This is a genomic window from Amycolatopsis solani, assembly GCF_033441515.1.
GTDB classification, from domain to species: domain Bacteria; phylum Actinomycetota; class Actinomycetes; order Mycobacteriales; family Pseudonocardiaceae; genus Amycolatopsis; species Amycolatopsis solani.
In genome coordinates this window covers 2,317,434-2,342,427 of sequence record NZ_JAWQJT010000002.1, presented here as the reverse complement: position 1 = coordinate 2,342,427, position 24,994 = coordinate 2,317,434, and the positions used below count along the sequence as shown (strand labels likewise).

General features: G+C 73.8%; 22 protein-coding genes. 21 read left to right on the top strand and 1 reads right to left on the bottom strand.

The genetic code is table 11. The features are described 5' to 3' along the window. Window positions 1-12: 12 nt before the first annotated feature. Window positions 13-219: a hypothetical protein gene (locus SD460_RS31305; protein WP_290050168.1), complete on the bottom strand. Its 207-nt coding sequence runs from the start codon at window positions 217-219 to the stop codon at window positions 13-15. 168 nt (window positions 220-387) lie between these two features. Here SD460_RS31305 and SD460_RS31300 point away from each other — a divergent pair, with 168 nt between their 5' ends. From SD460_RS31300 to SD460_RS31200, 21 genes are all read left to right on the top strand, one after another. Beyond that, on the top strand, window positions 388-960 hold the full coding sequence (locus tag SD460_RS31300; protein ID WP_290050167.1) for a Pvc16 family protein: 573 nt from the start codon (window positions 388-390) through the stop codon (window positions 958-960). Further along, window positions 957-1,679, top strand: a complete 723-nt coding sequence (locus tag SD460_RS31295; protein ID WP_290050165.1) for a transthyretin-like family protein — start codon at window positions 957-959, stop codon at window positions 1,677-1,679. The genes SD460_RS31300 and SD460_RS31295 overlap by 4 nt, the downstream gene beginning before the upstream one ends. A 24-nt stretch (window positions 1,680-1,703) precedes the next feature. Then, window positions 1,704-3,968: a phage tail sheath C-terminal domain-containing protein gene (locus SD460_RS31290; protein WP_290050164.1), complete on the top strand. Its 2,265-nt coding sequence runs from the start codon at window positions 1,704-1,706 to the stop codon at window positions 3,966-3,968. A gap of 19 nt (window positions 3,969-3,987) precedes the next feature. Continuing rightward, on the top strand, window positions 3,988-4,446 hold the full coding sequence (locus SD460_RS31285; protein ID WP_290050163.1) for a phage tail protein: 459 nt from the start codon (window positions 3,988-3,990) through the stop codon (window positions 4,444-4,446). A 10-nt stretch (window positions 4,447-4,456) separates the two neighbouring features. Then, window positions 4,457-5,938, top strand: a complete 1,482-nt coding sequence (locus SD460_RS31280) for a phage tail sheath subtilisin-like domain-containing protein (protein WP_318307130.1) — start codon at window positions 4,457-4,459, stop codon at window positions 5,936-5,938. After that, window positions 5,935-6,435, top strand: coding sequence for a phage tail protein (locus SD460_RS31275; RefSeq protein WP_290050160.1), 501 nt, complete (start codon window positions 5,935-5,937; stop codon window positions 6,433-6,435). The genes SD460_RS31280 and SD460_RS31275 overlap by 4 nt, the downstream gene beginning before the upstream one ends. 11 nt (window positions 6,436-6,446) lie before the next feature. Beyond that, window positions 6,447-6,635 (top strand): putative phage tail protein, encoded by a 189-nt coding sequence (locus tag SD460_RS31270; RefSeq protein WP_290050159.1) that lies wholly within the window; start codon window positions 6,447-6,449, stop codon window positions 6,633-6,635. Continuing rightward, window positions 6,632-7,294 carry a CIS tube protein gene (locus tag SD460_RS31265; RefSeq protein WP_290050156.1) on the top strand — a complete coding sequence of 221 codons (663 nt, stop codon included), beginning with the start codon at window positions 6,632-6,634 and terminating at the stop codon, window positions 7,292-7,294. The genes SD460_RS31270 and SD460_RS31265 overlap by 4 nt, the downstream gene beginning before the upstream one ends. Before the next feature lie 13 nt (window positions 7,295-7,307). After that, window positions 7,308-8,501 carry a phage late control D family protein gene (locus SD460_RS31260; protein ID WP_290050155.1) on the top strand — a complete coding sequence of 398 codons (1,194 nt, stop codon included), beginning with the start codon at window positions 7,308-7,310 and terminating at the stop codon, window positions 8,499-8,501. Beyond that, the gene (locus SD460_RS31255) at window positions 8,498-9,133 is read left to right on the top strand and encodes a phage baseplate assembly protein V (RefSeq protein WP_318307129.1); all 636 of its coding nucleotides are present in this window, start codon (window positions 8,498-8,500) and stop codon (window positions 9,131-9,133) included. Before SD460_RS31260 ends, SD460_RS31255 begins: the two co-directional genes overlap by 4 nt. Next, a complete protein-coding gene (locus tag SD460_RS31250; RefSeq protein WP_290050153.1) occupies window positions 9,130-9,531 on the top strand; it encodes a GPW/gp25 family protein in 402 nt (133 codons plus the stop codon). Before SD460_RS31255 ends, SD460_RS31250 begins: the two co-directional genes overlap by 4 nt. Next, complete coding sequence (locus SD460_RS31245) at window positions 9,528-11,432, top strand: putative baseplate assembly protein (RefSeq protein ID WP_318307128.1); 1,905 nt, start codon at window positions 9,528-9,530, stop codon at window positions 11,430-11,432. The genes SD460_RS31250 and SD460_RS31245 overlap by 4 nt, the downstream gene beginning before the upstream one ends. A gap of 136 nt (window positions 11,433-11,568) precedes the next feature. Continuing rightward, window positions 11,569-13,608 carry a putative baseplate assembly protein gene (locus SD460_RS31240; RefSeq protein ID WP_318307127.1) on the top strand — a complete coding sequence of 680 codons (2,040 nt, stop codon included), beginning with the start codon at window positions 11,569-11,571 and terminating at the stop codon, window positions 13,606-13,608. After that, entirely contained in the window at window positions 13,605-15,521 is a 1,917-nt protein-coding gene (locus SD460_RS31235; RefSeq protein WP_290061259.1) for a phage tail protein, read from the top strand. Before SD460_RS31240 ends, SD460_RS31235 begins: the two co-directional genes overlap by 4 nt. Window positions 15,522-15,536: 15 nt before the next feature. Further along, the gene (locus SD460_RS31230; protein WP_290061261.1) at window positions 15,537-16,739 is read left to right on the top strand and encodes a hypothetical protein; all 1,203 of its coding nucleotides are present in this window, start codon (window positions 15,537-15,539) and stop codon (window positions 16,737-16,739) included. Further along, window positions 16,736-18,760: a hypothetical protein gene (locus SD460_RS31225; protein WP_290061262.1), complete on the top strand. Its 2,025-nt coding sequence runs from the start codon at window positions 16,736-16,738 to the stop codon at window positions 18,758-18,760. Before SD460_RS31230 ends, SD460_RS31225 begins: the two co-directional genes overlap by 4 nt. Further along, window positions 18,757-19,884, top strand: a complete 1,128-nt coding sequence (locus tag SD460_RS31220; protein WP_318307126.1) for a hypothetical protein — start codon at window positions 18,757-18,759, stop codon at window positions 19,882-19,884. The genes SD460_RS31225 and SD460_RS31220 overlap by 4 nt, the downstream gene beginning before the upstream one ends. 2 nt (window positions 19,885-19,886) lie before the next feature. Beyond that, window positions 19,887-20,408, top strand: a complete 522-nt coding sequence (locus SD460_RS31215) for a hypothetical protein (RefSeq protein ID WP_290061266.1) — start codon at window positions 19,887-19,889, stop codon at window positions 20,406-20,408. Beyond that, a complete protein-coding gene (locus tag SD460_RS31210) occupies window positions 20,405-22,129 on the top strand; it encodes a hypothetical protein (protein WP_318307125.1) in 1,725 nt (574 codons plus the stop codon). The genes SD460_RS31215 and SD460_RS31210 overlap by 4 nt, the downstream gene beginning before the upstream one ends. After that, window positions 22,122-24,209 carry an ATP-binding protein gene (locus SD460_RS31205; protein ID WP_318307124.1) on the top strand — a complete coding sequence of 696 codons (2,088 nt, stop codon included), beginning with the start codon at window positions 22,122-22,124 and terminating at the stop codon, window positions 24,207-24,209. Before SD460_RS31210 ends, SD460_RS31205 begins: the two co-directional genes overlap by 8 nt. Next, complete coding sequence (locus SD460_RS31200; RefSeq protein WP_290061271.1) at window positions 24,202-24,498, top strand: hypothetical protein; 297 nt, start codon at window positions 24,202-24,204, stop codon at window positions 24,496-24,498. Before SD460_RS31205 ends, SD460_RS31200 begins: the two co-directional genes overlap by 8 nt. The last annotated feature ends 496 nt before the right edge of the window (window positions 24,499-24,994 follow it).

Here is a 24,994-nt window from a genome sequence, read left to right as displayed (position 1 = left end):
GTCGTCGAGGCGTCACGAAAGTGTTGTCGGCCCTGCTCCCAGCTCGTCCAGCCAGCTCTGCACGGCCGCGTGCACCGCCTCGCGGGACGTCACCGCGACGGGCCTGGCCTCTTCGGTGCCGATCGTGGAGAGGATGCGGACCCGCAGGGCGCCGGGGTCGCCGCCTTCCAGCCACGCACGCAGGACCATGCTGCCGGACCGTTCCTCGGGGACCTCCACCGACGCAGGATGCGCGCAGCCCTGTCACCGCGGCGTCGCCGCCGCGTGTGCGGGCACGTCAACGCCCGCTCCGGGAACGCCGTCGTGACGCTCGCGCGACGCGCGGGTCGCGGACCGGCCACGCCACCCCTGCGATGCTGCCGCGGCAGGACCAAGGGGAGGACTGGCATGGGCGATTTCGGCGTCGTCGCCGACGTGTCGACGATCATCGTCGACCGGCTCACCGAGGCGTTGCGCGGGCTCGATCCGAACGACCCGCCGACCGCGGTGCTGAGCGACCTCGAGGACCGGCCGAGCCGGGCCACGCTCACCGTCTTCCTGTACGAGATCGCCGAAGACCCCACCTCGCGCAACCGGCCGCCGGTGCGGTCGCTGCCGCCGGCGCCGCCGACGAGCCGCAAGCCGCCGATGGCGTTGCTGCTGCGGTACCTGATCACGCCGTGGGGCGGCAGCCAGGCCACGCAGCACCAGATGATCGGCCGCGCGCTCCAGGTCTTCTACGACGACGCGATCTGGGCGGGCGAGGAGCTCACCGGCAGCCTGGCCGGCACCACGGACGCGCTGCAGTTCACGCTGACGCCGCTGACGCTCGATCAGAAGTCGTGGATCTGGTACGCGATCCAGAAGCCCTACCGGCTGTCCCTCAACTACGAGGTCCGGGTCGTCAACCTCGACTCGCTCGACGTGTCCGAGCTGCGGCTGGTCCGCAGCCGCACGATCACCGGGGCGCCGGTGCCATGACCCGCTTCTACCCCCTCGAATCCTCCGTCCTGCACAGCCCGGCCTGGTTCGTGCCCTTCGACGAATTCGCCCAGCGTGCGCGGGCCGCCGACGTGAGCACCGAGCTGGAGCGCTTCGACCCGGCGGAAAACGCGTGGGTCCGCCAGGACACCCCGCCGATCCGGACCCCGAGCGCCGTGATCGCCTACCCGGAGCTCGGCCGGCGCCGGGGCCCGGGCGCGCAGCCGGAGCGGTTCCGCGTCCGCTTCGGCGCCATCGGGTTCGCGCCGCTCTACCCGGCGGACGGCGAGGACTTCGACGCGAGCCTGACCGGCGTCGAGTTCACCGCGTACCCGTACGACGACGACACCCCGCCCGCGGTCACCGGCGAGCCGCGGGTGGTCCGGCTGCTGCCGAGCGCCGCCTACCCGTACGGGCCGGGCGTGCGCACGGTGTACGGCGTCGTCGTCGCGCACGGCGTACCGGTGGCCAACGCCCTGGTCGAGGCGCGGGGGGTCACCAGCCGGGACGGCGTCGCGTGGCTGGAGCGGACGCTGACCAGCGCGGCCGGCGCGTTCCGGCTCGCGCTGCGCTGGGAGGGCGAGCTCGTCGCCGGGCCGCCGCCGGAACAGGTCTTCCACCTGACGGCCACCGAACGGCCGGGACGGACCGGAGCGCTGGACGTCCGGCTGCCCGCCGAACGGAACAGCAGTCACGTCATCGAAATCGTCGAGCAGTAGCGGTAGTGGAGAAGGAGCTGAACCATGCCCGAGTACCTGAGCCCCGGCGTCTACGTCGAGGAGGTCGACGCGGGGCCGCGGCCGATCGCGGGGGTGAGCACCAGCACGGCGGGCATGGTCGGGGTCACCCAGCGCGGCCCGACCGAGGGGAAGCCCAAGCTGGTCACGAACTTCCTCGAGTTCCAGACGATCTTCGGCGGGTTCCTGCCCGAGCCCGACCCGGCGATCCGGGACGCCTGGACCGAAAACCCGACCGAGGGCGGCCGCTGGTGGCTGTTCCCGCTGGCGGTCAAGGGGTTCTTCGACAACGGCGGCCAGCGCCTCTACGTCAAGCGGGTCGCCAGCGCCACCGCGCAGGCGGCGTCCGGCACGCTCGGCACCGGCCTGGTCAGCGCGATCACCCGGGACGCCGCGGCCGGCTCGAAGGTGCTGGAGCTGACCCACCTGGTCGGCTTCACCGGGACGGACCAGCTCAAGGTCTTCCGCGGGAGTGACAACGTCGAGATCGGCGCGGTGACGATCACCGCGTACGACGCCGCCAAGGCGCGGGTCACGCTCGGCACCGGCCTGCCGGCGGAGGTCAAGGCGGCCCGCGGCGACTACGTGCAGAAGGCCCCGCGGGTGGCCACGCCGAGCCTGCGGTTCTCCGCGTCGAGCCCGGGTTCCTGGGGCAAGGCGGTCCAGGTGCGGATCACGCCGTCGGTCAGCGCGTCGCTGCCGGTGCTGCCCGAGCCGAACGAAGGGGCGCTGCTCATCACCGCGCTCGCCGCCGACGCCGAGCGCGACGCCGCGTCGATCCAGGTGAACGCGGTGCCCGGGCTGGACCCCGACGAGCTGCCGCACGACGTCTGGGTCCTGATCAACGACCGGCGGTTCCCGGTCACCGTGGCGCAGCCGGACGCCGGGAAGGTGACGCTCACCTTCCCCGACGGCACCACGCACGCGCCGTGGAAGACCGGCCTGACCGTGCGCCGGGTGCGCCGGGCCAACGCCGCCGCCGGCCCGAAGCTGCGGATCAGCGGCTCGAGCCGGCTGTACGAGGGCGCGGTCACGCAGCTCGACACCGGCACCCAGCTCAGCACCCTGAACGTCGTGGCGATCGAGCCCGACGACCTCGTGACGTTCGACGCCGACACGCCCGCGGAGGTCTTCGAGACCGCCCGGCTCCAGCTGGTCGAGTCCACAGTGGACACGCGGTTCAGCGACCCCGGCGGCGGCTCGGTGACCGAGACGTTCCGCAACCTGCGCCTGGCCGGCGACGCGCCCGGCACGGTGACCGGCACGCTGGCGAGCCGGTCGCGGCTGGTGCGGGCGACCGCGCTGGACCTGAGCACCGATCCCACCGAGTTCCCCACGCCCGCCACCGGCTCGTGGCTCAGCCTGGCCGACGACGGCGACGACGCGTTCGGGGGCCTCGACGTCGGGGACTTCGTCGGCACGGACGGCGGGAGCGGCAAGCGCACCGGCATCGTGGCGCTCGAAGACATCGACGAGGTGGCGATCTGCGCGGTGCCCGGGGTGTGGGCGGGCACCGTCGAATCGGCGCTGGTCACGCACTGCGAGCAGCTCAAGGACCGGTTCGCCGTCCTCGACCCGCGCGACGGCCTCGACATCGAGGGCATCCAGGCGTTCCGGGAACCGTTCGACACCAAGTACGCCGCGCTGTACTACCCGTGGCTGGTCGTCAACGACCCCTCGACCAACCAGTTCGTCGAGGTGCCGCCGTCGGGGCACATCATCGGGATCTACGCCCGCACCGACGTCGAGCGCGGGGTGCACAAGGCGCCGGCCAACGCGGTCATCCGCGGCATCCGGCTGACCGACGGCATCGCCCAGGACGTCACCAAGCGGCACCAGGACCTGCTGAACCCGCGGGGGATCAACGCGCTGCGCTTCTTCCCCGGCCTCGGCCAGCGGGTGTGGGGCGCGCGCACGCTGTCCTCGGACACCTCGTGGAAGTACGTCAACGTGCGCCGGCTCTTCCTGTTCCTCGAAGAGTCGATCGACGAAGGCACCCAGTGGGTCGTGTTCGAGCCGAACGACGAATCGCTGTGGGCGCTGGTGCGGCAGACGGTCGCGAACTTCCTCACCACGGTGTGGCGCAGTGGCGCGCTCGCCGGCACCACCGCGGACGAGGCGTTCTTCGTCCAGTGCGACCGCTCCACGATGACCGATGACGACATCGCCAACGGACGGCTCATCTGCGTGATCGGGGTGGCGCCGGTGTTCCCGGCGGAGTTCGTGATCTTCCGGATCCAGCAGAAGACCCGCGAGCCCCAGCTCGTCTGACCACTGAAAGGCAAGGGACATGCCACCTGTGACGCGCGACGACCCGTATGCCGCGTACAACTTCCTGGTCATCGTGACCAACGTCAGCGACGACGGGGTCGCGGTGAGCGGGTCGTTCACCGAGGCCAGCGGGTTCGACATCGAAATGCCGCAGATCGAGTACCGCAACGGCAGCGAGGACATCACGGTCCGCAAGCTCGTCGGGCTCAAGAAGTTCCCGAGCGCGTTGACGTTCAAGCGCGGCATCACCGGCCACATCGGCTTCTGGAACTGGGTGAAGGAGGCGCTCGACGGCCGGGTGCGGCGCACGTCCGGCTCGATCGTGATGCTCGACGAGAACCGCCAGGAGGTCATGCGCTGGAACTTCGACCGGGCCTGGCCGACGAAGTACACCGGACCGTCGTTCAACGCGACCAAGAACGAGATCGCCATGGAGACGCTCGTGCTGACGGTCGAGAGCTTCGGCATCGACACGTGAGCGGGCAGCGATGACCAGCGCGGCGCTTCCCGGCGTCTCCCTGACTTTCGAGCGAGCGGCCACCGGCGACGAGCCGCTGCGCACCGACGTGGCCGTGTTCCTCGGCCGCACCCGGCGCGGCCCGGTCGGCACGCCCGTGCGCGTCGAGAGCTGGAACGACGTCGTGGGCGCGTTCGGCCCGCCCGACGGCACGTCGGCGACGCCGTACGCGCTGCGCGGCTTCTTCGAGAACCAGGGCCGGACGGCGTGGGTGCTGCGGGTGTCCGGGCCGGCCGCGCCCGCCGGTGCACTGTGGACGGACGACTTCCTCGTGGTGGCCGCGAGTCCCGGTGCGTGGGCGAACGGCGGCCGGGTCGCCGTGCGGTACCGCGGGAGCAGCGTCGCGGGCCCGCCGACGGTGACCGTGCGGGTGCTGGTGCCCGGTGAGCCGGCGGAAACCTTCGCCGGGATGGCCCCCGGGGAGGTCTCCGCGAGGCTCACCGCGTCCCGGCTGATCCGGCTGGTGCCGCTGCGCCCGGACGGGCCGGGGAGCCCGATCCCCGCGGACGCGCCGATCTCGCTGGCGTGGGACCTCACGCTCACCGGCGGCTCGGACAGCCCGCCGGGGCGCAACGAGTACGCCGACGCGGTCGTGGCGCAGGCCGAACTGCCGGAGCCGGCGCTGGTCGCACTCCCGGACCTCGGCGCCGACCTCACCGGCGCCGATCACACGAACCTGGTGCTGGACCTGCTCGGCACCGTGGCGCCGCTGCTGGACCGGCTGGTGCTGCTGGACGTACCGCCGGAGAAGTCCACAGTGGACGACGTGGCCGAGTGGACCGGCGCGCTGCGGGACTTCGGCGACGAAGCGCTGCTCGCCGCGGCGGCGGTGTACCACCCGCCGCTGCGGGCCCCGTCGCTCGACGGCGCCGGGCTGCGGACCGTCCCGGCGTCCGGGCACGTGGCCGGGCTGGTCGCCCGGCTCGACGCCGAGCGGGGCGCCGCGTACACCCCGGCGAACGCGACGCTGCTGGACGCGGTCGACCTCGAGGTCGAGTACCCGGAAGCGCAGCAGGTCCGGCTGTTCGGCGCGGGCGTCGACCTGGTGCGGTGCCTGCGGGGCCGCGGGCTCGTGGTGTGGGGCGGGCGGACGCTGTCGGGCGACCCGCGCCGGGTGTACGTCGCCCACCGGCGGCTGCTGCACCTGCTGGTGCGGGCCATCCGGCGGGCCGCCGCGCCGCTGGTGTTCGAGGTGAACTCCGCGGAGCTGCGGCTGTCGCTGGTCCGCGCGATCACGTCGGTGCTGCTGGAGGCGTTCCGCACCGGCGCGCTCGCCGGCACCCGGCCGGAGGACGCGTTCCGGGTGGTGTGCGACGAAACCAACAACCCGCCGGAGCAGGACCCCGGTCAGGTCGTGTGCGAGGTCGAAGTCGCGCCGGCGGTACCCATGGAGTTCATCGCGCTGCGGCTCGTGCTCGGCCAGGACCGCGGCTTGGAGGTGATCGAGCAGTGACGACACCGGCCGACCAGCTGCTCGCGCTGAACGAGCCGCTGCCCAAGTTCCGCTTCCTCGTGACGCTCTCCGCGGCGGACGTCTACCTGCCGCCGGCGCAGGCCCTCCTGCTGCAGGTGGTGGCGGCGGGCGCGTTCCAGGAGGTCACCGGGCTGGGCGCGCAGCTGGAAGTGGTCAGCTACCCCGAGGGCGGGCGCAACGACGCGGTGCACAAGCTGCCGCTGCGCCACTCGTGGAACCCGATCACCCTCAAGCGCGGCGTGGTCCGCGACCGCCTCCTGTACTCCTGGTACGAGACCGGCCTGCACGACTCGCTGGGCGCCCGCCGCGACGGCGCCCTGATCATGCTCGACGAGGCCGGGCTGCCCGCGAAGTCGTGGCTCTTCCACGGCGGCCTGGCCGCCAAGTGGACCGGCCCGGACCTGCACGCCGAGCAGAACGCGGTCGCGATCGAGTCACTGGAAATCGCCCACGAGGGCCTGACGGCCGTCCTCTAGGAGAAGAAACCGTGCCCAAGAACGTGACTTTCCACAACGTCGAGGTGCACTTCGTGGTGGACGGCGACGACCGCGCCGTGTTCACCCGGCTGTTCACCCAGCACATCCAGGCGTGGGCACGGCGGTACGAAGAGGAGTGCGCCCGGGCCGAGCGCAGCGGGAACGACCGCCGGATCGGGGATTCGGGAGGCCGCCGGTGATCACCACGCCGTTCTCCTCGGTGAGCCAGGGCGCCGACGCGCACCTGGAGATCGAGCGGCCGCCGAACCGGACACCGCAGGTGATCCCGCTGCGGTTCAACCCGACCGACTACAAGCTGAGCAAGAGCAACACGTTCGCCGAGATCACCATCCCCGGGCTGGAGACGCCGCCGATCCAGTTCATCCGCGGCGGCACCGAAACGCTGACCCTGCAGGCGCTGGTCGACACCTCCGACACGCTCAACGACGTCCGGACGGCCTACGTGGACGCCGTCCGCGACCTGATGCGGATCGACAGCACCGAGCACGCGCCGCCGATCGTCCGGTTCCACTGGAACGGCCCGGTCTTCAAGGGCGTGCTGGAGAAGCTGGACGTGAACTACGTGCTGTTCGCCAAGAACGGGGTCCCGCTGCGGGCCCAGCTGGACATCACGCTCAAGGAGTACCGGCTGGCGAAGGACCAGGCCGTGGACCCGCCGCGGTCCTCGCCGACGGTGGAGAAGAGCTACGTCGTGCGCCGCGGCGACACCTGGGACCGCATCTCCGCCGCGGTGTACCGGCGCCCGGACGCGTGGCGGGAACTGGCGCGCGCCAACGGCATCTCCGATCCACGCGACCTGCGGCCGGGGCTGGTGCTGACCGTGCCCCGGCTGCCGTGAGGGGGGACCGCCGATGACCGTGCCCGCGGGCACCCAGCCCGAAATCGCCGACCCGGACGGCTACGCGCCGGAGTTCGAGGTCGTCGTCGAAGGACTGACGCTGGACCCCTCGACGAAGAACGACATCCTCGACATCAAGGTGCACCGCGACCTCGACGAGATGTCCGGCTTCGACCTCGAGCTGAACAACTGGGACGACGTCGCGCTGAAGTTCAAGCACAGCGACTCCAAGGACCTGCAGATCGGCACGCTCGTGTCCGTCCGGCTCGGCTACGCGGACAAGCTGCTGACCGTCGGCACCGGGAAGATCAGCTCGCTCGCGCCCAAGTTCCCGGACTCCGCGTCGCCGACCGTCTCCATCACCTGCGTGGACGGGATGCTCGACCTCAAGGACCGCAAGCCCACCAAGGAAGAGGACAAGAACTTCGTCAACAAGACCGACTGGGAGATCGCCGAGCAGATCGCCCGGCGCAACCACCTCGCCTTCGAGACGACCCACGAGGGGCCGCGGCACGACCTCGTGGTGCAGAAGAACCAGTCCGACGCGCAGTTCCTGATGGAGCGGGCGAAGCGGATCGACTTCGACTGCTACCTCCTGCCGGACCCGGCGACGGGCGTGCAGACGCTGTACTTCATCAAGCCCACCGACGGGCGCGACAGCCGCCCGATCCGGCTGTTCCGGCTGGCCTACGCACCCGGCCTGTCCTCCGGGCCCAGCGGGCAGCCGCCCGGCCTGGTGCCCAACCTCCTCGACTTCACCCCGACGATGACGCTGTCCGATCAGGTCAGCAAGCTCACCGTGCACGGCTGGGACCCGGTCAAGGCGGAGCCGATCGAGTACGTCGCGACCGAGAAGGACCTGCCCGGCGGGCAGAACTCGGCCGACGGGCAGAGCGGGCCCGAGGCGGCGGAAACCGCGGCGGGCGGACGGCAAGAGGTGATCGTCGACGCGCCGGTGCTCAGCCAGGAAGAAGCCAAGGAACTGGCCATCTCGCTGCTGCGGGAACGGGCCTACGAGTTCATCACCGCGACCGGCCGGGTGGCCGGGCTGCCGGAGCTGCGTCCCGGGGACAACCTGGAGATCTTCGGCCTCGGCACCCGGTTTTCCGGCACCTACTTCGTCAAACGGGTGGAGCACGCCCTCAACTCGAGCGGCTTCTTCACCACCTTCACCGGACGGCGGATCTTCCAGGGGGACAAGCGATGACGGCGACCACGCCCCGGGCCATGGCTACCGACCAGCGCTTCTACGGCGTCGCGCCGGCGGAAGTCGTGCAGAACGACGGGGACGACGAGGGCCGGGTCCGGGTCAAGTACTACTGGCTGGACGGCGGCGCGTCGATCAGCCCGTGGATCCGGGTCAGCCAGCTCTACGCGGGCGCCGGCTACGGCTCGGTGTTCGTGCCCGAGGTCGGCGACGAGGTGCTGGTCGCGTTCTTCCAGGGCGACATGCGCCAGCCGTACGTGCTGGGCGGGCTCTACAACGGCAAGAAGAAACCGCCGGTGGCGCACAAGGACGGCCGCGACCAGAAGATCATCCGCACCAAGGCCGGGCACCGGATCCTGTTCGACGACAAGGAAAAGGAGATCACGATCAGCACCGCGTCGGGTGCGACGGTGGTGCTGAAGGACAGCGGCGAGATCACGCTGACGGCCGAAACGGTGACGGTCGACGCGAGCCACGTCGACCTCGGCGGCGGCGCGTCCGAGCCCGTCGTCCTCGGCAACGCGCTCCTGGAAGCGTTCATCAACCACACCCACCCGGTGGTGGGCGCCAACACGGGGCCCGCGACGCCGCTCTCGCCGACGGTGCTCGCGAAGGAGGTGTTCGCGAAGTGAGCGAACCCTTCCTCGGCACCGGCTGGCGGTTCCCGATCCTGCCCGACGAGGCCGGCCGGCTGTCCTACGCCGACGGCGAGACGAGCATCGAGCACTGCCTGCGCGCGTTGCTGCTCACCGCCACCGGCGAGCGCGTGATGCGGCCGGACTTCGGGACCACGGTGCCGGAGTCGGTCTTCGCACCCGGCAGCGCGCAGAACCTGCGCGGGCTGGAACGGTCGATCGCCGACGCCGTCAAGACCTTCGAGCCGCGGGTGGAGCTGGCGAGCGTCCTCGCCGAGGCCGACCCGGCCGACGAGTCCCACGTGACGATCTCGGTCGAGTACCGGATCCGGCGCACCAACACCAAGGCCAACCTGGTGTTCCCGTTCTACCTCGGCCTGACGGGGACGCCATGACGCTGCCCGTGCCGGAGCTGGACGACCTCACCTGGGCCGACATGATGGCGGCCATCACCCGCCGCATCCCGGCGGAGTCGGACGGCACGTGGACGCTGCACGCGCCCGCCGACCCCGGCGTCACGCTGCTGGAACTGTTCGCCTACCTGCTGGAGCAGCGGCTCTACTGGCTGGACCAGGCCCCGGACGAGCTCGTCGTCGCGATCCTGAAGCTGCTGGGTGTCGAGCCACCCCGCCCCGCGCGGGCGGCGGCCACGGTCCTCGCGCTGACCACCGGCGAGGACACGCCGACGGTAGTGCCCGCGGGCACCGTGCTGGCCCGCGACCCGGCCGCAGCCATCCGCTTCACCCTCGACGACGAGGTGACCGCCTTCCCGCTGGACGGCGAGGCGACAGTGTTCACCGACCGCGACCGCACCGCCGACCTGCTGGCCGGGCGCGGGGTGCCGCTGCTGGCGAGCGACGGCTCCCCGGCGTCGGCCCGGTTCACGCTGCCGCTGGCCGGCTCGCACCCCACGGACGGCTGGCTGTCCCTGCTGTTCGAGCTGGACTCGCCGCTGCCGCCGTCCTGGGCGCCACCCCCGCTCCCCGTCGTCCGGCCGCCGGCCGAGCTGACGTGGTCGTGGTTCCGGCCCAGCGGCGACGCCTCGGGCGAGTTCGCCGAGGTCGAGGACGGCACCGGCGGCCTGCGGCGCTCCGGCGTGGTCCGGCTGCGGCCGCCGGCCGAGTGGTCCACAATGGACTCCGGGCTGCTCGTGGCCACCCGCGCCGCGACCTATTCCGCACCGCCGCGGCTGCGGCGCCTGGCGGTCAACGCCTCGGGTGCCCGCCACGCCGAGCACCGCACGGTGACCGGGCTCGAAGACCAGACCGGCGAGTGGCTGAAGCTGCCCGGCCAGCGGCTCGAGCTGCCGGACGCGGCCGGCCGGCTGCTCGCCGCGACCCTGCACCTGGCCGGCGAGAAGTGGGAAGCGGCGGCCGGCTTCGCCTTCGGCTCGGGCCGGGACCGGATCTTCGTGCCGGACCGCCACGAAGGCGCGCTCGTGTTCGGCGACGGGCTCACCGGGCGGATCCCGCGCCCGGGCGGCACCGTCCGGGTCGACTACACGATCGGCGGCGGCCGCGACGGCAACGGCGGCCTGACGGACAACTGGCTGCCGGTCGAGCTCGCGGTGCCGGTGCGGGCGGCGAACCCGGTCCAGGCCGCCGGCGGGTCGGACCCGGAAACGGTGGCCCAGGCCCGCGACCGGGCCGCGGGCGCGCTCGGCGAGGTGACCCGGGCCGTCACGGCCGAAGACTTCGTCACCCTGGCCACCACGACGCCGGGCGTTTCGGTCGGCCGCGCGCACGCCGCGGTCGGCGAGCACCCCGGCTTCCCGTGCGCGCGGGTGCCCGGCGCGGTGACCGTCCACATCGTCCCGTCGGTGCCCCGCGACGGCGACGACGTCGTGCCCGCCCCGGAACCGGACCCGGGCATGCTGTGCGCGGTCGCGGACCGGCTCGGCCAAGCCCGGTTGCTCACGGCCGAAGTGTTCGTGCGGCCGCCGGTGTACCGGGACGTCCGGCTGCGGGTGGACCTGTCCGGCACGCCGGCCGACCGCGTCCGGGTGTCCACTGTGGCCGGTACCGCACTGCGCCGGTTCCTCGACCCCCTCGCAGGCGGGGACGACGAGACGGGCTGGCCGTTCGGCGAGCCCCTGCGGCCCTCGGCGCTGCTGCGCGCGGCGCAGCAGGCGCTCGGCGACCTGGCGGCCGTCACCGCCGTCGCGATCGGCCTCGACGGCGCCGAGCCCGCGGAGACGTGCGACGACGTACCGCTGCGGCCCGGCGACCTCCCGGTCGCCCGCGAGGTCCGCACGCGCGTGGTGCCCGCCGTGGAACCGGGGGAGGGGTTGCTGTGAAGTTTCGCGGATCGGGCGGGTCACATGCCCCCAATGTGGCATTCGGTGCGTCAGACGCACCGAACGCCACATTGGGTGCGCTGGACGCACCCAACGCCACATTGGGGCGCTCGGGCGAACCGGGGGGTGGGGTGCGATGACCGACGTCTGGTGGGCGCGCGACTCGGACGAAGAAGCGCGCATGGTCCCCGGCCCCGGGCCGTCCGGGGTGCAGCCGGAGCTCGTCGACGCGACGCGGGAAGCGGTGCGGGCCGCCGTGCGCGATCGCATCCCCGGCTACACCCCGGATTGGACCAGCTTCGACCGGCAGGACGCCGGGGTCGCGCTCGTGCGGCTCTTCGGCACCCAGGCCGAACCCGTGCTGCTGCGGGTCAACCGGCTGCCGGAGAAGATCCTCGCCGAGCACCTGAACACCGCGGGCGTGCGCCGCCGTCCCGCCACCGCGGCGGCCGCGCTGCTCGAGTTCACCGTGACCCCGCCGGACGGCGCTTCGGTGCTCGTCCCCGCCGGGTTCCAGGCCGCCGCGACCGGTACCGGCGGCGACGTCGTCTACGAAACCGACCAGGACCTCTACGCCACCCCCGCCACCCTGAGCGTGCTCGCGGTGCAGCGGGGCGGGGCGCTCGAACCGGTGCCGCTCGGCCCGAACGGGCCCGGGCGCCCGTTCGCGCCGTTCGGCACCGAGCCCCGGCCGGGCAACGCGCTGTGGCTCGGCCTCGACGGCACCGCGAGCCCGTTCCCGTCGCTGTCGCTCGGGTTCGTGGTCGCGGCCGCGCCGCCGGTGCCCGCGGCCGCCGGCGGGCTCACCCCGCTGCCACTGGCGCCCCAGCCGCTGCTGCGCTGGGACGTGCTGGACGGCGGCCGGTTCCGGCCCGCCGAAGTCGTCCGGGACGAGACGCGGGGACTGCGCGCGAGCGGCACGGTGGAGCTGCGGCTGCCCCGCACCTGGGCCCCCGGCACCCCGCCGACCGCGCGCCCCAGCCCCCCGCTGCGCTGGCTGCGGCTGCAGGTCGCGCAGGGCATGTTCACGGTCGCGCCACCGCTGGTGTCGGGACTGCGGCTGAACACCGTGGCCGCGACCGCCGCCCGCACGATCTTCGACGAGCCGCTGGAGCCGATCCAGGACCCCGCGAACCCGTCCGAACGGCGGCGGCTGCGGCTGAGCCAGGTCCCGATCCTGGCCGGCACGGTCGTCATCGAGGTCGACGACGACCCCGGGATGGATCTGTTCGGCACCACCGAAGAGGGCGCTTCGCCGTGGCAGGAAGTGCCGAGCCTCGCCGCCTACGGCCCGGACGACCACGTGTTCGTCGTCGACTACGACACCGGTGTCGTCACCTTCGGCGACGGCGTGAACGGCGCGGCCGTGCCGCCGGGCTTCCGCAACGTCCGGGCGGTGCGCTACCGCGTCGGCGGCGGCGCGGCGGGCGCGGTGGGGGCCGGTGCGGTCAACGGCGTCGTCACCGCGCGGCCGTTCGTGACCGGCGTCGGCAACCCGTTCCCCGCCACCGGCGGCGCGGACGCCGAGCCGGACGAAGACGTCATGCGCCGCGGGGTCGGGGAGCTGCGCTCCCGCGGTCGGGCCGTCGCCCCGGCCGACTACGGCCTGCTGGCGCTGCGCGCGCCGGGAGCGTCGATCGCCCGCGCGAACGGGGTGCCCGGCCTGCACCCGGACTTCGCCGGCACGCCCATCCCCGGTGTCGTCGGAGTCCTCGTGGTGCCGCCGTTCGAAGCGGGCGGCACCGAACCGCCGGTACCGACCGCCGAGACCCTGCGCGCGGTGGCCGGCTACCTCTCCCGGGAGGTGGCGCCCGCCGGCGTCACGGTGGTCACCGGCCCGGTCGCGTACCGGCGGATCGGCGTCGAGGCCCGGGTCGTGCTCGACACCGGCCAGGACCGGGCCGCCGTCCTGGCCCGGGCGGCGGACGCGGTGACCACCTACCTGGATCCCCTGCGGGGCGGGGAGAACGGCGGCGGCTGGCCGTTCGGCGGCGCGGTGCGCCACACCGCGCTCGTGCGCCGGCTCCTCGCGGTGGACGGCGTGCTCGCGGTGTCCGGGCTTGCGCTGACCGCCGACGGGCTGCGGCTGCCGCCGTGCACCGACCACGCGATCCCGCCGGACGACCTGGTGTGGCCGGAGCGCCCGCTGCTGATCCCGGTGGAGGAGTCCGCATGACGTGCACACCGACCACCGTCACCTTCCGGCTGCTCGACGACGTCGTCGGGTGGGACCAGGACGTCGTCGCGAACCTCGTCGGGTTCGAGGACGAGGCCGGCGTCCGGCTCGCCTACGAAGGTGCGTCCCCGGACGGCCCGACCCGGGCGCAACTGCTGCCGTGGTTCCCCGATCCCCGGCTGGCGCCCGGCTGCCAGCCGTGCGCGTGGTACCTCCTGTCCGGGGCGCGGCTGCTGCGCCGGGACACCTGCGCGGGTGGCTGGCTGCCCGTCTGGGCGCCTTACTGCGACCCCCGGCTGCTGCGCGCGCCGACGGCCGTGGCCGCGCGCGGGCACCGGATCGCCGTGGTCGACGCCGGCCGGGTCTTCGTGTGGCGCAACGAAGGCGACCACCTGGTCGCGGTGATCGGGCTCCGGCGCGCGAAGGTCGTCGCGCTCGCGCAGGACGAGCAGGTGCTCGTGTCCCGCGCGGGCAGCGACCGGCTGTGGCGCTACGGCGCCGACGGGCGGCTCTGCGAGGTCGTGCGCACGCACGTCCGGGGCGAGATCATCGGCGTCCGCACCGGCCCCGGCCGCACGATCTGGCTGCTCACCGAGGAAGCCGGGGAGTTCCGGATCTACCGCGACGGCCACGAGTCCACAGTGGACGAGCTGGCGGCCGCGCTGCCGCCCAGCGGTCTCGTCCGAGCGGACGACGACGGCTTCTGCCTGCGCGAGCCGGGTCCCGACGGCGAGGTGACCTCCTGCTACGACTGGGACGGGCAGCCGTGGGAAGAGCAGGCGCCGGAGGCCGGGCCGTTCGTCACCCGGGGCGAGTTCACCACCTCCCGGATCGACAGCGGGATCTCGCGCTGCCGCTGGCACCGGGTCCGGGTCGACGCGGACGTGCCGGCGGGCACCGCGGTGTCGGTGTCGATCGTGGTCTCCGAAGACGAGAAGTTCGCCGACAGCGACTGGCAGACCGCGCCCGCGGGGGTCACCGACTTCCTCGTCGACCAGCCGCCCGGGCGCTACCTCACGGTCCGCGCGCGGTTGTCGGGCGACTCGTCGGCGACGCCGGTCCTGCACCGGATCCGGCTCGACTTCCCGCGGTCCACCAGCGCGGACCTGCTGCCCGCGGCGTTCCGGCAGGACCCGGCGGCGGACGACTTCACCGAGCGGTTCCTGTCCCTGTTCGACGCGACCACGGCCGAGATCGACCGGGTCGTCGAGCGCTACCCGGCGCTGCTCGACCCGGACGGCGTGCCGGACGGGGCGCTGCCGTGGCTGGCCGGGCTGCTCGGCCTGTCGTTCGAAGCGGGCTGGGACGCGGAAACACGCCGGCGGCTGATCACCGCCGCGCCCGGGCTGTACCGGCGGCGCGGGACGCCGGGCGCGCTGAAGGACGCGATCGAGATCGTCTTCGCCACCACCCCGGTCATCGACGAACTGGCCGGCGACCGCCACTGGGCGCAGGTGCGCGCGACCGCGGCGCCGCCGACGGCTCGCGGCCTGGGCTCGGTGCGGTTGTTCGGCCGCTCGTCGTCACGGCTGCGGCTGGACACCTCGACGCTGGGCGCGACGCCGCTGCGGGCGTTCGGCGACCCGGACACCGACCCCCTCACCGAGCACGCCCACCGGTTCCGGGTCCTGCTGCCGGCCGGCGCGGCCGACGAGGAAGCGGTGCGGCGCCTGGTGGTCCGGCAGGCGCCCGCGCACACGAGGGGATCGGTGCGCGCCGGCGGGACGGGGTTCGTGGTCGGCACGCGGTCGGCGGTCGGGGTCGACACGGCGTTCGTCCCGCTGCCGCCGCCGGTGGTGGGCGGCGTGCGCTTGAACCACGACGGAGTACTGAGGCCCGGGCCACGGGGCGCCCGCCACGGGGTGAGCGTCGGCGTGGTGTCCGCGGTCGGGGTCCACACGCGAGTGTCTTGAGAGGACAGGGAAGAGATGACCGAGGCAACGACAGAGGAACAGCCCTTCCGCCGGTTGCGGTACTTCCACGGCCAGCTGCTCACCGCCCGCGACTTCCAGCGGGAGCAGGAGTACTTCCGCGAGAAGCTGAAGCTGCGGATGCGCTGCCTGCTCGGCTACGGCGTGGTGTGCGGGCTGTTCGTGGAACCCGCGCCGCCGTCGGACGATAAGGAGAAGCACGAGCACCACGCCAAGGTGCACATCACCAGCGGGCTCGGCGTCGACTGCGACGGCAACGAAGTGCTCGTGCCCGGCAGCTGCGCGATCGACCTGTGGGACGCGCTGCCCGAGGACGAGCGCACCGGGACGACGGTGTGGGTCGGCGTCGAGTACACCGAGCGCCCGGTCGAGCCGACCCGCACGGTGTTCAACTCCGCCTGCGCGGACACTTCGGACTGCGACTTCGGCTACACCGAGGAAAGCTACTGCGTCCGCGTCACCACCAGGACGCCGCCGAAGGACGAGCGCTGCGAGACCTGCTGCACCCGGTGCGAGCACAAAGTCCTGTGGCTGGCCAGGATCGACGACGTCGACTTCGCGAAGCCGGTCCGCGAAGAGCAGATCCACCTCGACGTCCGCCGGTTCTTCGGCCGCCGCGTGCCGACCGTGATCACCGGCGTCAACTGGAAGCACGGCCACACCTACACGGTCAACGAGGCCAAGGAGCTGCTCGGCACGCAGAAGAACTCGGGCGGCCTGGTCGTCGAGTTCTCCGACGGCGTCCGCGTCGACAGCCTGCGCCGCGGCGTGGTGGAGATCCAGGTGATCGAAGGCGGCGCCGGCCGCAACGCCGACACCTGGTACATGGGCGGCAAGTTCGAAGAGCCCACCGACAAGGACGGCGAATTCACCGACCACTTCCGCTACCGCCAGACGACCCGCGAGACCCTGCAGGACGGCGACCGCGTGCTGATCACCGTCCGCGCCGCGTTCATCCTCGACCACTGCTGCCGTCCCGTCGACGGCACCAACGTCGGCGGCCGCGTCCCGTTCATCGGCCACGCGAAGGCGGACGCCGACGTCGAAACCGAGACCGACCACGGCCACGACCCGAAGCCCGAGCCCGACCCGACCGGCTGCCTCGTGCCGCCGACCGGTATCGGGCCGTGGACGTCCGGCACCGGCGCGGGCGGCGACGTCTTCGAGAGCTGGTTCTTCATCACCGAGGAGCGTTCATGAGCAAGACCGATTGCGGGTGCGGGTGCGGCGGGGCGCCGGCCTTCCCCGCCGCGTTCGTCCGGCCGCGGTTCTTCGCGGGGCAGCTGCTCACCGAGGACGACCTCACGCTGCTGACCGACTACGTGGCCGGGAAGGACCGGCTGCACAACCGGACGCTGTCCGGCCCGGGCGTCGTGTGCGGGCTCGAGGTGTCCTGCGACTCGTGCGCGGGCGGCACGGTGCTCGTACACCCCGGGCACGCCCTCGACTGCTGCGGCAACGACATCGTGCTGTCCTGCAGCGAGAAGGTCGACGTGCAGGCGCTCGTGCGCGAGCTGCGGGTGTCGTCGCCGGGGGTGCACTGCGGTGACCCGTGCGACGACGACCAGCGCCACTTCGGGCTCTTCGTGCGGTACGAGGAGAGCATGACCGGCCCGGTCGCGCCGTTCGCCACCGAGGAGCCGTGCCCGGCTCCGGGGTGCGTGCCGTCCCGCGTCGAGGAGGGCTTCCGGTTCGTCGTCAAGTGCGACACGACCGACGACCACCGGTACAACCCGGCCACCAAGCTGCTCGCGCGGATCGGGGGCAAGAACGCCTACGAGCAGGTCCGCCTGCTGAGCCAGCGGCTCGGGCACTACCTGGACCCGATGGCGGTCGCCGGCGGCTCCTCGACCCGGACGATCCGGTTCGAGGACGCCGACATCGTCCGCTACCGGGACAGCCTCGCCCAGCTGAAGGCGGGCGCCGGCGGCGACCCGCAACCGCCGGAGGCCCGGCAGCAGACCGAGTACGTGCGGGCGCTCGCCAGTGCCATCGCCCGGTACGACACCTACGGCGAGGCGGCGCAGCAGGAGCTGCGGGCCAAGTACGAAGACCTCGGCGCGATCGACACCGCCCGGCAGGAGCTCGGCGCGGCCTGCGACCGGCTGGCCAAGACCAAGCCCGAAGAGGTCTGGCCCGAGCTCGCGCACCGGCAGATCGCGCTCGCCGTCCTGGCGGAGGCGAAGAACCGGGTGGCCACGCCCGATCCCGACGCCCCCATCGAGCTCCGCCTGCTGGCCCAGGGCACGCCGCTGGACAACGTGCTGGAGGCGGAGTTCCGGGCCGACCTCGTGCGGATCCGGGAATGGCTGCTCGGCCGGCTGGACCGGGTGGACGGCATCGCGGACTGCGCGCTGCACGACGACGTCCGCAAGGTCGCCATCCCGCAGCCGCTGCCGATCCCCGAGCCGGACCAGATGCAGCGGCTGACCGTCGCCGACCTGGGCCTGCTCACGGACGCGGCCGGGAAGCTGACGACGTACGTGCGCCGGTTCGTCACCGACGCGGCCTGCTCGACGCTGAACCCGCCGTGCACCGCCTGCGCCGACAACGACGTGCTGCTCGCGCACCTGGAGCTGGACGGCTGCGACGTCGTGCGCGTCTGCTCGGCGACCCGGGAACAGGTGCTGCCCGGCGGCTCGGCCTACGGCGAGTGGCTGCCGAAGCTTTACCAGCTGCGCCACTTCGCCGAGCAGGTGTGCTGCCAGCCCACGCCGGTGTACCGGCCGCCCGGTGTGCCGGAATCCGGGGCGATCCCGCGGCCGTACGTGCCGCGGCTGCTCGAGAAGTGGCGGCCGCGCGGCCCGCTGGAGCGGATGTGGGACCTCCTGGTGACCCCGGCGCCGGGGGAGACCGTGCCGAAGCCGGTGCGCGAGCAGGTGTACACCGTGCCGGCCGAGGTGACCGACAGCCTGCAGGAGATGAACGCGCTGCGGGGGCAGGTGAGCGACCTGGTCGCGACCGTGGAGGCGTTGCGGGGCCAGCTGGACACCGCGCGCGAGCAGGTCTCGCAGGTGCGGGACGAGCTGCCGGAACGGCTGTCCGACCGGCTCGCGGACCTGGAGAGCGCCCCCGAAACCGAGGCCGACGCCGACGCCGACGCCGGGGCGGACGACGAGGCGCAGACGGTGAAACCGAAGCCGCCGCCGCGGCGGGGCCGGTCGTCCTCGGCCCGCAGCGGCGGTACCGCCCGCAAGCCGCGGTCGGGTGAGTCGTCGTGACCGGTCCACTGCGCCCGGAGTTCCACGAGGGGCAGGTGCTCGCCGCCGCGGACCTCGCGGCGACCGTCGCCTACGCCCGCTCGGCGGCCGTCCGGCACGCGCGCCTCTCGCACGACTGGGGCATCGCCGACGGGCTCGGCATGACGACCGAAAACCGGACCGATCCGGTGTCGGGCGACCGGTTCGTCGAAGTGAGCGTGCACGCCGGGCTCGCGGTCGACGGGACCGGCCGGGAGATCGTCGTGCCGTCGACGGTCGTGCTGTCGGAGGCGGACTTCGAGGCCGTCAACGGTGCCGACGGGCCGACGACCGAGCCGTACCCGGTGTTCCTCACCGCCGCCGACCGCGCCCAGCAGGCGACCGGTCCGTCGTCGTGCGCCGGCACCGCCGGGCCGACCCGGGTGGAGGAGTCCTACCAGATCCTCTTCCGGCGGCTCGGCGACGAGCGGCTGGTGGCCGACCAGCAGCCGCCCGCGGTGGCCGACGCCCCGGCGGCCCCGCCCGCGCAGTGGCTGGTGCTGCTCGGGTTCGTCCAGTGGACCGCGGGGCACTTCACGGCGGTGTTCCCGGCGGCGCGCGGGGTCGGGCCGCGGTACGTCGGGGTGCGCGCGGACACCGTGTCGGCCCGGTCGGGCTCGCTGGCGCTGCGCACCCTGCCGGAGTTCCAGGAGGGCAAGCCCGCGCTGGTGCTGTCCGGCACGGCCGCGCCGACCCTGGTCTACGGGCTGTACAAGGGAACGGGCGACGTCGATCCACTGCTGACGGTGGAGTCCAACGGGAACCTGACCATCGCGGGCAGCTTCTCCGGCCAGATCTCGGCGGGCAGCGTGCTGGCGACGTCCGGCAGCGCGACGGACGGCATGGTGCTGCCGCTGCCGTCCGGGGTCACGCCGGCGGAGCTCGCCGACGGCCGCGTGTCGCTGCACGTCTTCGTGACCCCGCGGATCCCGCCGTCCGGGTCCGGGCTCACCGTGCCGTCGGAGGCCACTGTGGACGGTGACCGCCGGGTCCGGTGCCGGCTGCGGACCTACGACCCGGGCGTGGGGCCCGCGGTCACCGAGACACCGGGCTCGGTCGACTTCCTGGTACTGGCGACGGTCGCGGCGACGAGCGGGGGTGGCTGACGGTGAGCGTTTTCGCGGTCTACGAATCGAGCACCGGCACCGTGGTCGGTGCGGTCAAGGCGATCGGCACGCCGGTGCCGGCCGCGGCCGCGCTGGTCGGCGACGCGCTGCCGGTGCGGCTTTCGCTGCAGTCGGGCGAAGTGGTGACCCTTGCACTGGCGGGCCGGGAACTGGCCGTGCACGAGGCCGACGACCAGCCGGCGGTGTTCGTCGAACCGCTGGCCTACGGCGTCACGCTGGTGAGCGGCCAGCCGGTGAAGCCGGCGCTGGCGAAACTGGCGGACCTGCCCGACGCGCCGGTCTTCGACCCGACCGGGCTGCTGGTCAAGCTGCCGGGCCCGGCGACCGAGGACACCGCCGTGTTCGCGCTGGTCTCCGAGGGCCCGGACACGCTGCCGGTGACCGGGAAGGTCAAGAAGGACGCCGACCACGTGTCGCTGCCGCTCACGGTGGGCGCGGGCGCGCACGCCGTGCTGCTGCTGGTCGCGGGCTGGGCGGGCCGGCTGGAGGAGGTCACCAAGTGAACGCGCCCACCGGCGGCGAGGTCACCGTGCGCCACTGCGTGGTGCGGGTGGTCCGGCGCGGTGGGTGGAGCTGGGGGCCCGATCCCCGCGGCCTCGTCCAGCGGGTCCTCGACGCACTGCCGGAGCTGCTGGCCGAGCGGTTCGGCGACCTCCTCGACGGCGACGGCCCGGACGTCGAGATCACCGAGCCGGTGCGGCTGTCCGTCCGGCTTTCCGCGGCCGGGACCGCCGGGACCGGGCTGGTGCCGTCCGGGCTCGTCCTCGAAGCCGCGGCGCCCGGTGGCGGGACGGTCTCCGAACCGATCGCGCTCCCGATCCCGTCGCCTTTCCCGGTTCCCGCGGGATCGCCGCCTGAACTATCCCTTGTGGACACGGTGGACGAGCCGCCGTCGTTCGGTGCGGCCGCGGCTGGAGCGACGATGGCCGAGCTGTTCGAGGAACTCGCCGCGCGGGACGAACTCGTCGCGTTGCTCGCCCTCGTACCCGAGGAAACCGTGCGGAGGTACCTGTCGGCGCTGCTTTCCGAGCCCGGTGGCGGACTTCCCGGCTCCGCCGCGAGCGAAACCGGCGGGAGTCCGGGCGCGCCCGTCGTGGCCGGACTCCCCGGCCCGGTGGGTGACCTGGCGGCGGAACTGGCCCGGCGGCTGTCCCTCCCGCGGCCGCCCGCGACCCGCGAAGAGCTCGCCGTCCTGCTGGACCCGCCGCCCGAGGCGGGCACGCCGGCCGGGGAAACTGCGCCCGGCGGCGTCACCACCTCGCCGAGGCCGTCCGGGGAGACGAGGGTCGGCTCCGTGCTCCCGTTCCTGCTGGCCGGCCCGCTGTCCAGGACCGGCTACCTGGACGCGATCGGCCCGGCGCTGGCCGGCGCGGCCCCGCTGTTCGCCGCGGCACTGGCCTACAAGGTGCTCGGCGCGCCGCAGCGCGGCTGGCGGCGGACCCCCGCGGACGACGTCGCCGCGGCGACGTTCGCCGGCCTGGCGTCGGTCCCGGACCTGGCCGCGTTCGCCAGGGAAGCCGCCTCCGCGCTGCCGGTGCTGGACGCCGTGCTGGCGCTCTCGCTGTGCCGCGGCCACGAACCCGCCGAGCCGCTGCTGATCGCGGGCGTGGACGAGGGTCTGCTGCTGGTCGACGCGCAAGGCCTGTTCCCGATCGCGTGGTCGTCCACAGTGGACGAGCTGGTGCCGCACTGGACGGCGTGCGGCCGGCCGCCCGTGCTGGTCCGGGACGGCCCGCTCCCGCCGTCGAGCCTGCGGGACCTGGCGGCGGCGGGGATCCGGTTCATCACCGACGCGCGCCCGGTGCGCGACGACCCGCTGACCCGGCTGCGCTGGCGCACTCCACTGTGGACGACCGGCGGCGTGGAACCCCGGCTGGCCGCCCGGTTGCCGTCCGGGCGCCTGGACGAGCTGGTCCGGGTTCTGTTCGTCGAGCACCGCGCCGTGCCGGTGGCGGGCAGCCGCGCTCTGGAGCACAGCGTCTCGCTGGCCGCCGCGCTGGCGCTGGGCATGATCGCCTGGCAGCTGTGGGAGGGCGACTCCCCGGTCCGGGCCCTGACGACGTTCGCCGACCTGGAAGCCACGGTCCGGTTCACCCGCGACGCCGTGCGCGTGACTGTCCCGCTGGGCCGCCGCCACACGGACCTGTGGCGCGGCGGCGCCCTCACCGACGTACCCGACGTGGTCTGGCTCGGCGGCCGGACCCTGACCTTCTCCGGTGGCTGACGTGAGCGGGCCGGCGGCCGAGCACCTGCGGGTGCGCCTGGCGGAGCTGCACCACGCGCTGCGCGGCGCCGTCGCGCGGCAGGCCGAGGCCGCGGCGTTGCTGACGCGCCCGGACCTGACGCCGTTCTGCGTGACCGACGAGCAGGTGGACGCGCTGCTCGACCGCGTGGACGCGTTCGCGGCCGGGATGACCGAGCCGGTGTCCCCGGCCCGGCCGGCGCCGGAGTCCGAGCTGCACCTCCGGCGGCTGGCCGCGGCGCGCGGTGTGACGCTCCCGCTGGACGCCCTCGCGACGCGCTACGGCCTGTCCCGGGACGAGCAGGACGCGCTGCTGCTGGTGGCCGCGCCGGAGCTGGACCCCGGCTACGAGCGCGTCTACGCGTACGTCGTGGACAACCTCAACCGGCGGGCCCCGTGCGTGGAGCTGCTGCTCGCGGTGGTCGCGGAAACGCCGGCGGACCGGCTGGCCCTGCGCCGCGCGCTGGGGTCCGCGGGCCGGCTGCGCCGCTACGGCCTGGTGCGTGCGTACGGCGAAGCGCCGACCGAGCTCGCCCAGGAGCTGACCCTCGGCGGCGGCGTGTTCGAGTACCTGATGGGCTGGGGCGGCGACCTCGGGGTCCTCGGCCACGACCCCGGTGAGGTCGCCCGGCCGGAGCGGCCGGTGGCGTCCCCGTACCTGGCGGCCGAGCGGCTCGCCACGCTCGGGCGCGCGCTGGCCGCCGGCGACGTCGACGTGGTCGGCCTGTGGGGCTGTCCCGCCGACAGCCAGCTCGACGCCGCCCAGGCACTGGCGGCCGTGGCCGGCCGTCCCCTGCGCCGCGTGACCGCGGACGTCGCGCACGACCTGCGGACCGCGGCGGCCCTGGACGCGATCCTGTGGCTGCCGACCGACGGCCTCGAGGCGCCGTCCGACGAGCCGTGGGTGAGCTCGGGCGTGCCGCTGTGCCTGACCGGCGCGACCCCGTGGCGCCCGCCCCGGCTGCTGGCCGCGCGCACCTACGCGGAAGTGACGATCCCGGCCCCGGGCTACCCGGAACGGCGCGCGATGTGGTCGTCGGCGTTCCCGGTGCTGGGCGAGGACGTGCTGGCGGACCTGGCCGCCCGCTACCGCATGAGCGGCGGCGAACTCCGCGCGGTGGCCGCGGTCGCCGACACCGGCGCCCGGCTGTCGGGGGCCGGCCACCCGATCACCGACCACGTCGAGCCCGCGATCGCCACGGTGACCCGCGGCCGCACGAGCGGCGCGGTGCAGTCGATCATCCCGCGCCGGGGGACGGCGGACCTGGTCCTGCCGGACGCGCAGATGGCCCAGATCACCGAAATCGCGTCGGCGTTCCGCGCGTGGCCCCGCATCGCGGAGGCGTGGGGCTTCGCCCGCAAGACGACGACCGGCGGCGTCAAGGCGCTGTTCACCGGCGAGCCGGGCACGGGCAAGACGATGTCGGCGGAGGTCGTCACCGGGATCCTGGGCCTGGAGCTGCTGAAGGTGGACCTGGCGCAGGTGGTGTCGAAGTGGGTGGGGGAGACCGAGAAGAACATGGAGGCGGTGTTCCGCCAGGCGGAGGACAGCCACGCGGTCCTGCTGTTCGACGAGGCGGACGCCCTGTTCGGCAAACGCGGCGAGGTCAAGCAGGGCACCGACCGGTACGCCAACCTGGAGGTCGGCTACCTGTTGCAGCGCCTGGAATCGAGCGACGGCCTGATCATCCTGACGAGCAACCTCAAGGAGAACATCGACCCGGCGTTCACCCGCAGGTTCCACTTCGTGGTCCACTTCCCCCGCCCGAGCGCGGCGGAGCGCCGCCGCCTGTGGCTCCTGGCGTTCCCCCCGGAGGCCCCGCTGGCCCCGGACGTCGACGTGGACGTGTTGTGCCGCTTGGACATGACGGGCGCGGGCATCACATCGGCGGCCCGCACGGCAGCACTGGCGGCCGCCGACGCGCGGAGTGCGGCCATCGGGATGCGCCACGTGGTCCGCGGCGTATCCCGGCAGTTCCAGCGCGAGGCGCGGCTGTTCCGCCCGGCGGAGCTGGGCCGGTACGCTGAACTCCTGACGGACAACGGGAGTGCGCATGCCTGAACTGATGCCCCCGCAGACGAAACCCACCCCACCGGTCACCGCCCAGGAACTCCGCACGGCCGCGGCCGCGGACCGCGGGCACCAGAAGCTGGTCCTGGTCCCGGCGGTGATCGGCAACGCACAGGCCGCGAAGACAGCGATGGACGGCAACGCGAAGACGGTCCCATCCCATTTGGCGTCGACGCTGGCGGCGGGCCAGGACCGAGTGGGCAATGCGGCGATGGCCGGGGCGGCCATGCGGGTGGTACCGATGGCAGTGCCGAAGAAGGAAGCCTGCCCGGGTTGCTGAGCCTGATCGGACCTCGGTGCCGTGGCGCAGGTATCGCGGCGGCGGGCCGGGATGCTGCCGGTCGTGACCCGTTCGAGGCCCAGCCCAGCCCAGCCGGGGCGGCGCCCCGGCCCCAGCCGGGTCCCGGCGGCGGCCCGGTTCCGGTCCCGACTCGGCCCCAGCCTCGGCCCGGCCCGGCCCCGCCCCGGCCCCGCCCCGGCCCCGGCCTTGGCCTTGGCCTTGGCGGCGGCCCAACTGCGGTGGCGGCCCAGCCCTGACCCCGGCCCTGAGCCCGGCCCGGCTGCGGCCGGCCCGAGCCCGGCCCGGTCCGGCTGCTGCGGCGGCCCAGCCCAGACCCTGACCCCGGCCGCGGACTGGCCTCGGCCCGGCCCGGCCCGGCCCGGCCCGGCTGCTGCGGCGGCCCAGCCCCGACCCCGGCTCCGGCCCTGGCCTGGCCGCCGCGGCGGCCCAGCCCTGCTCGGTGCCGCGCGGCGCAAGTCGATTGGCACTCCCGGAG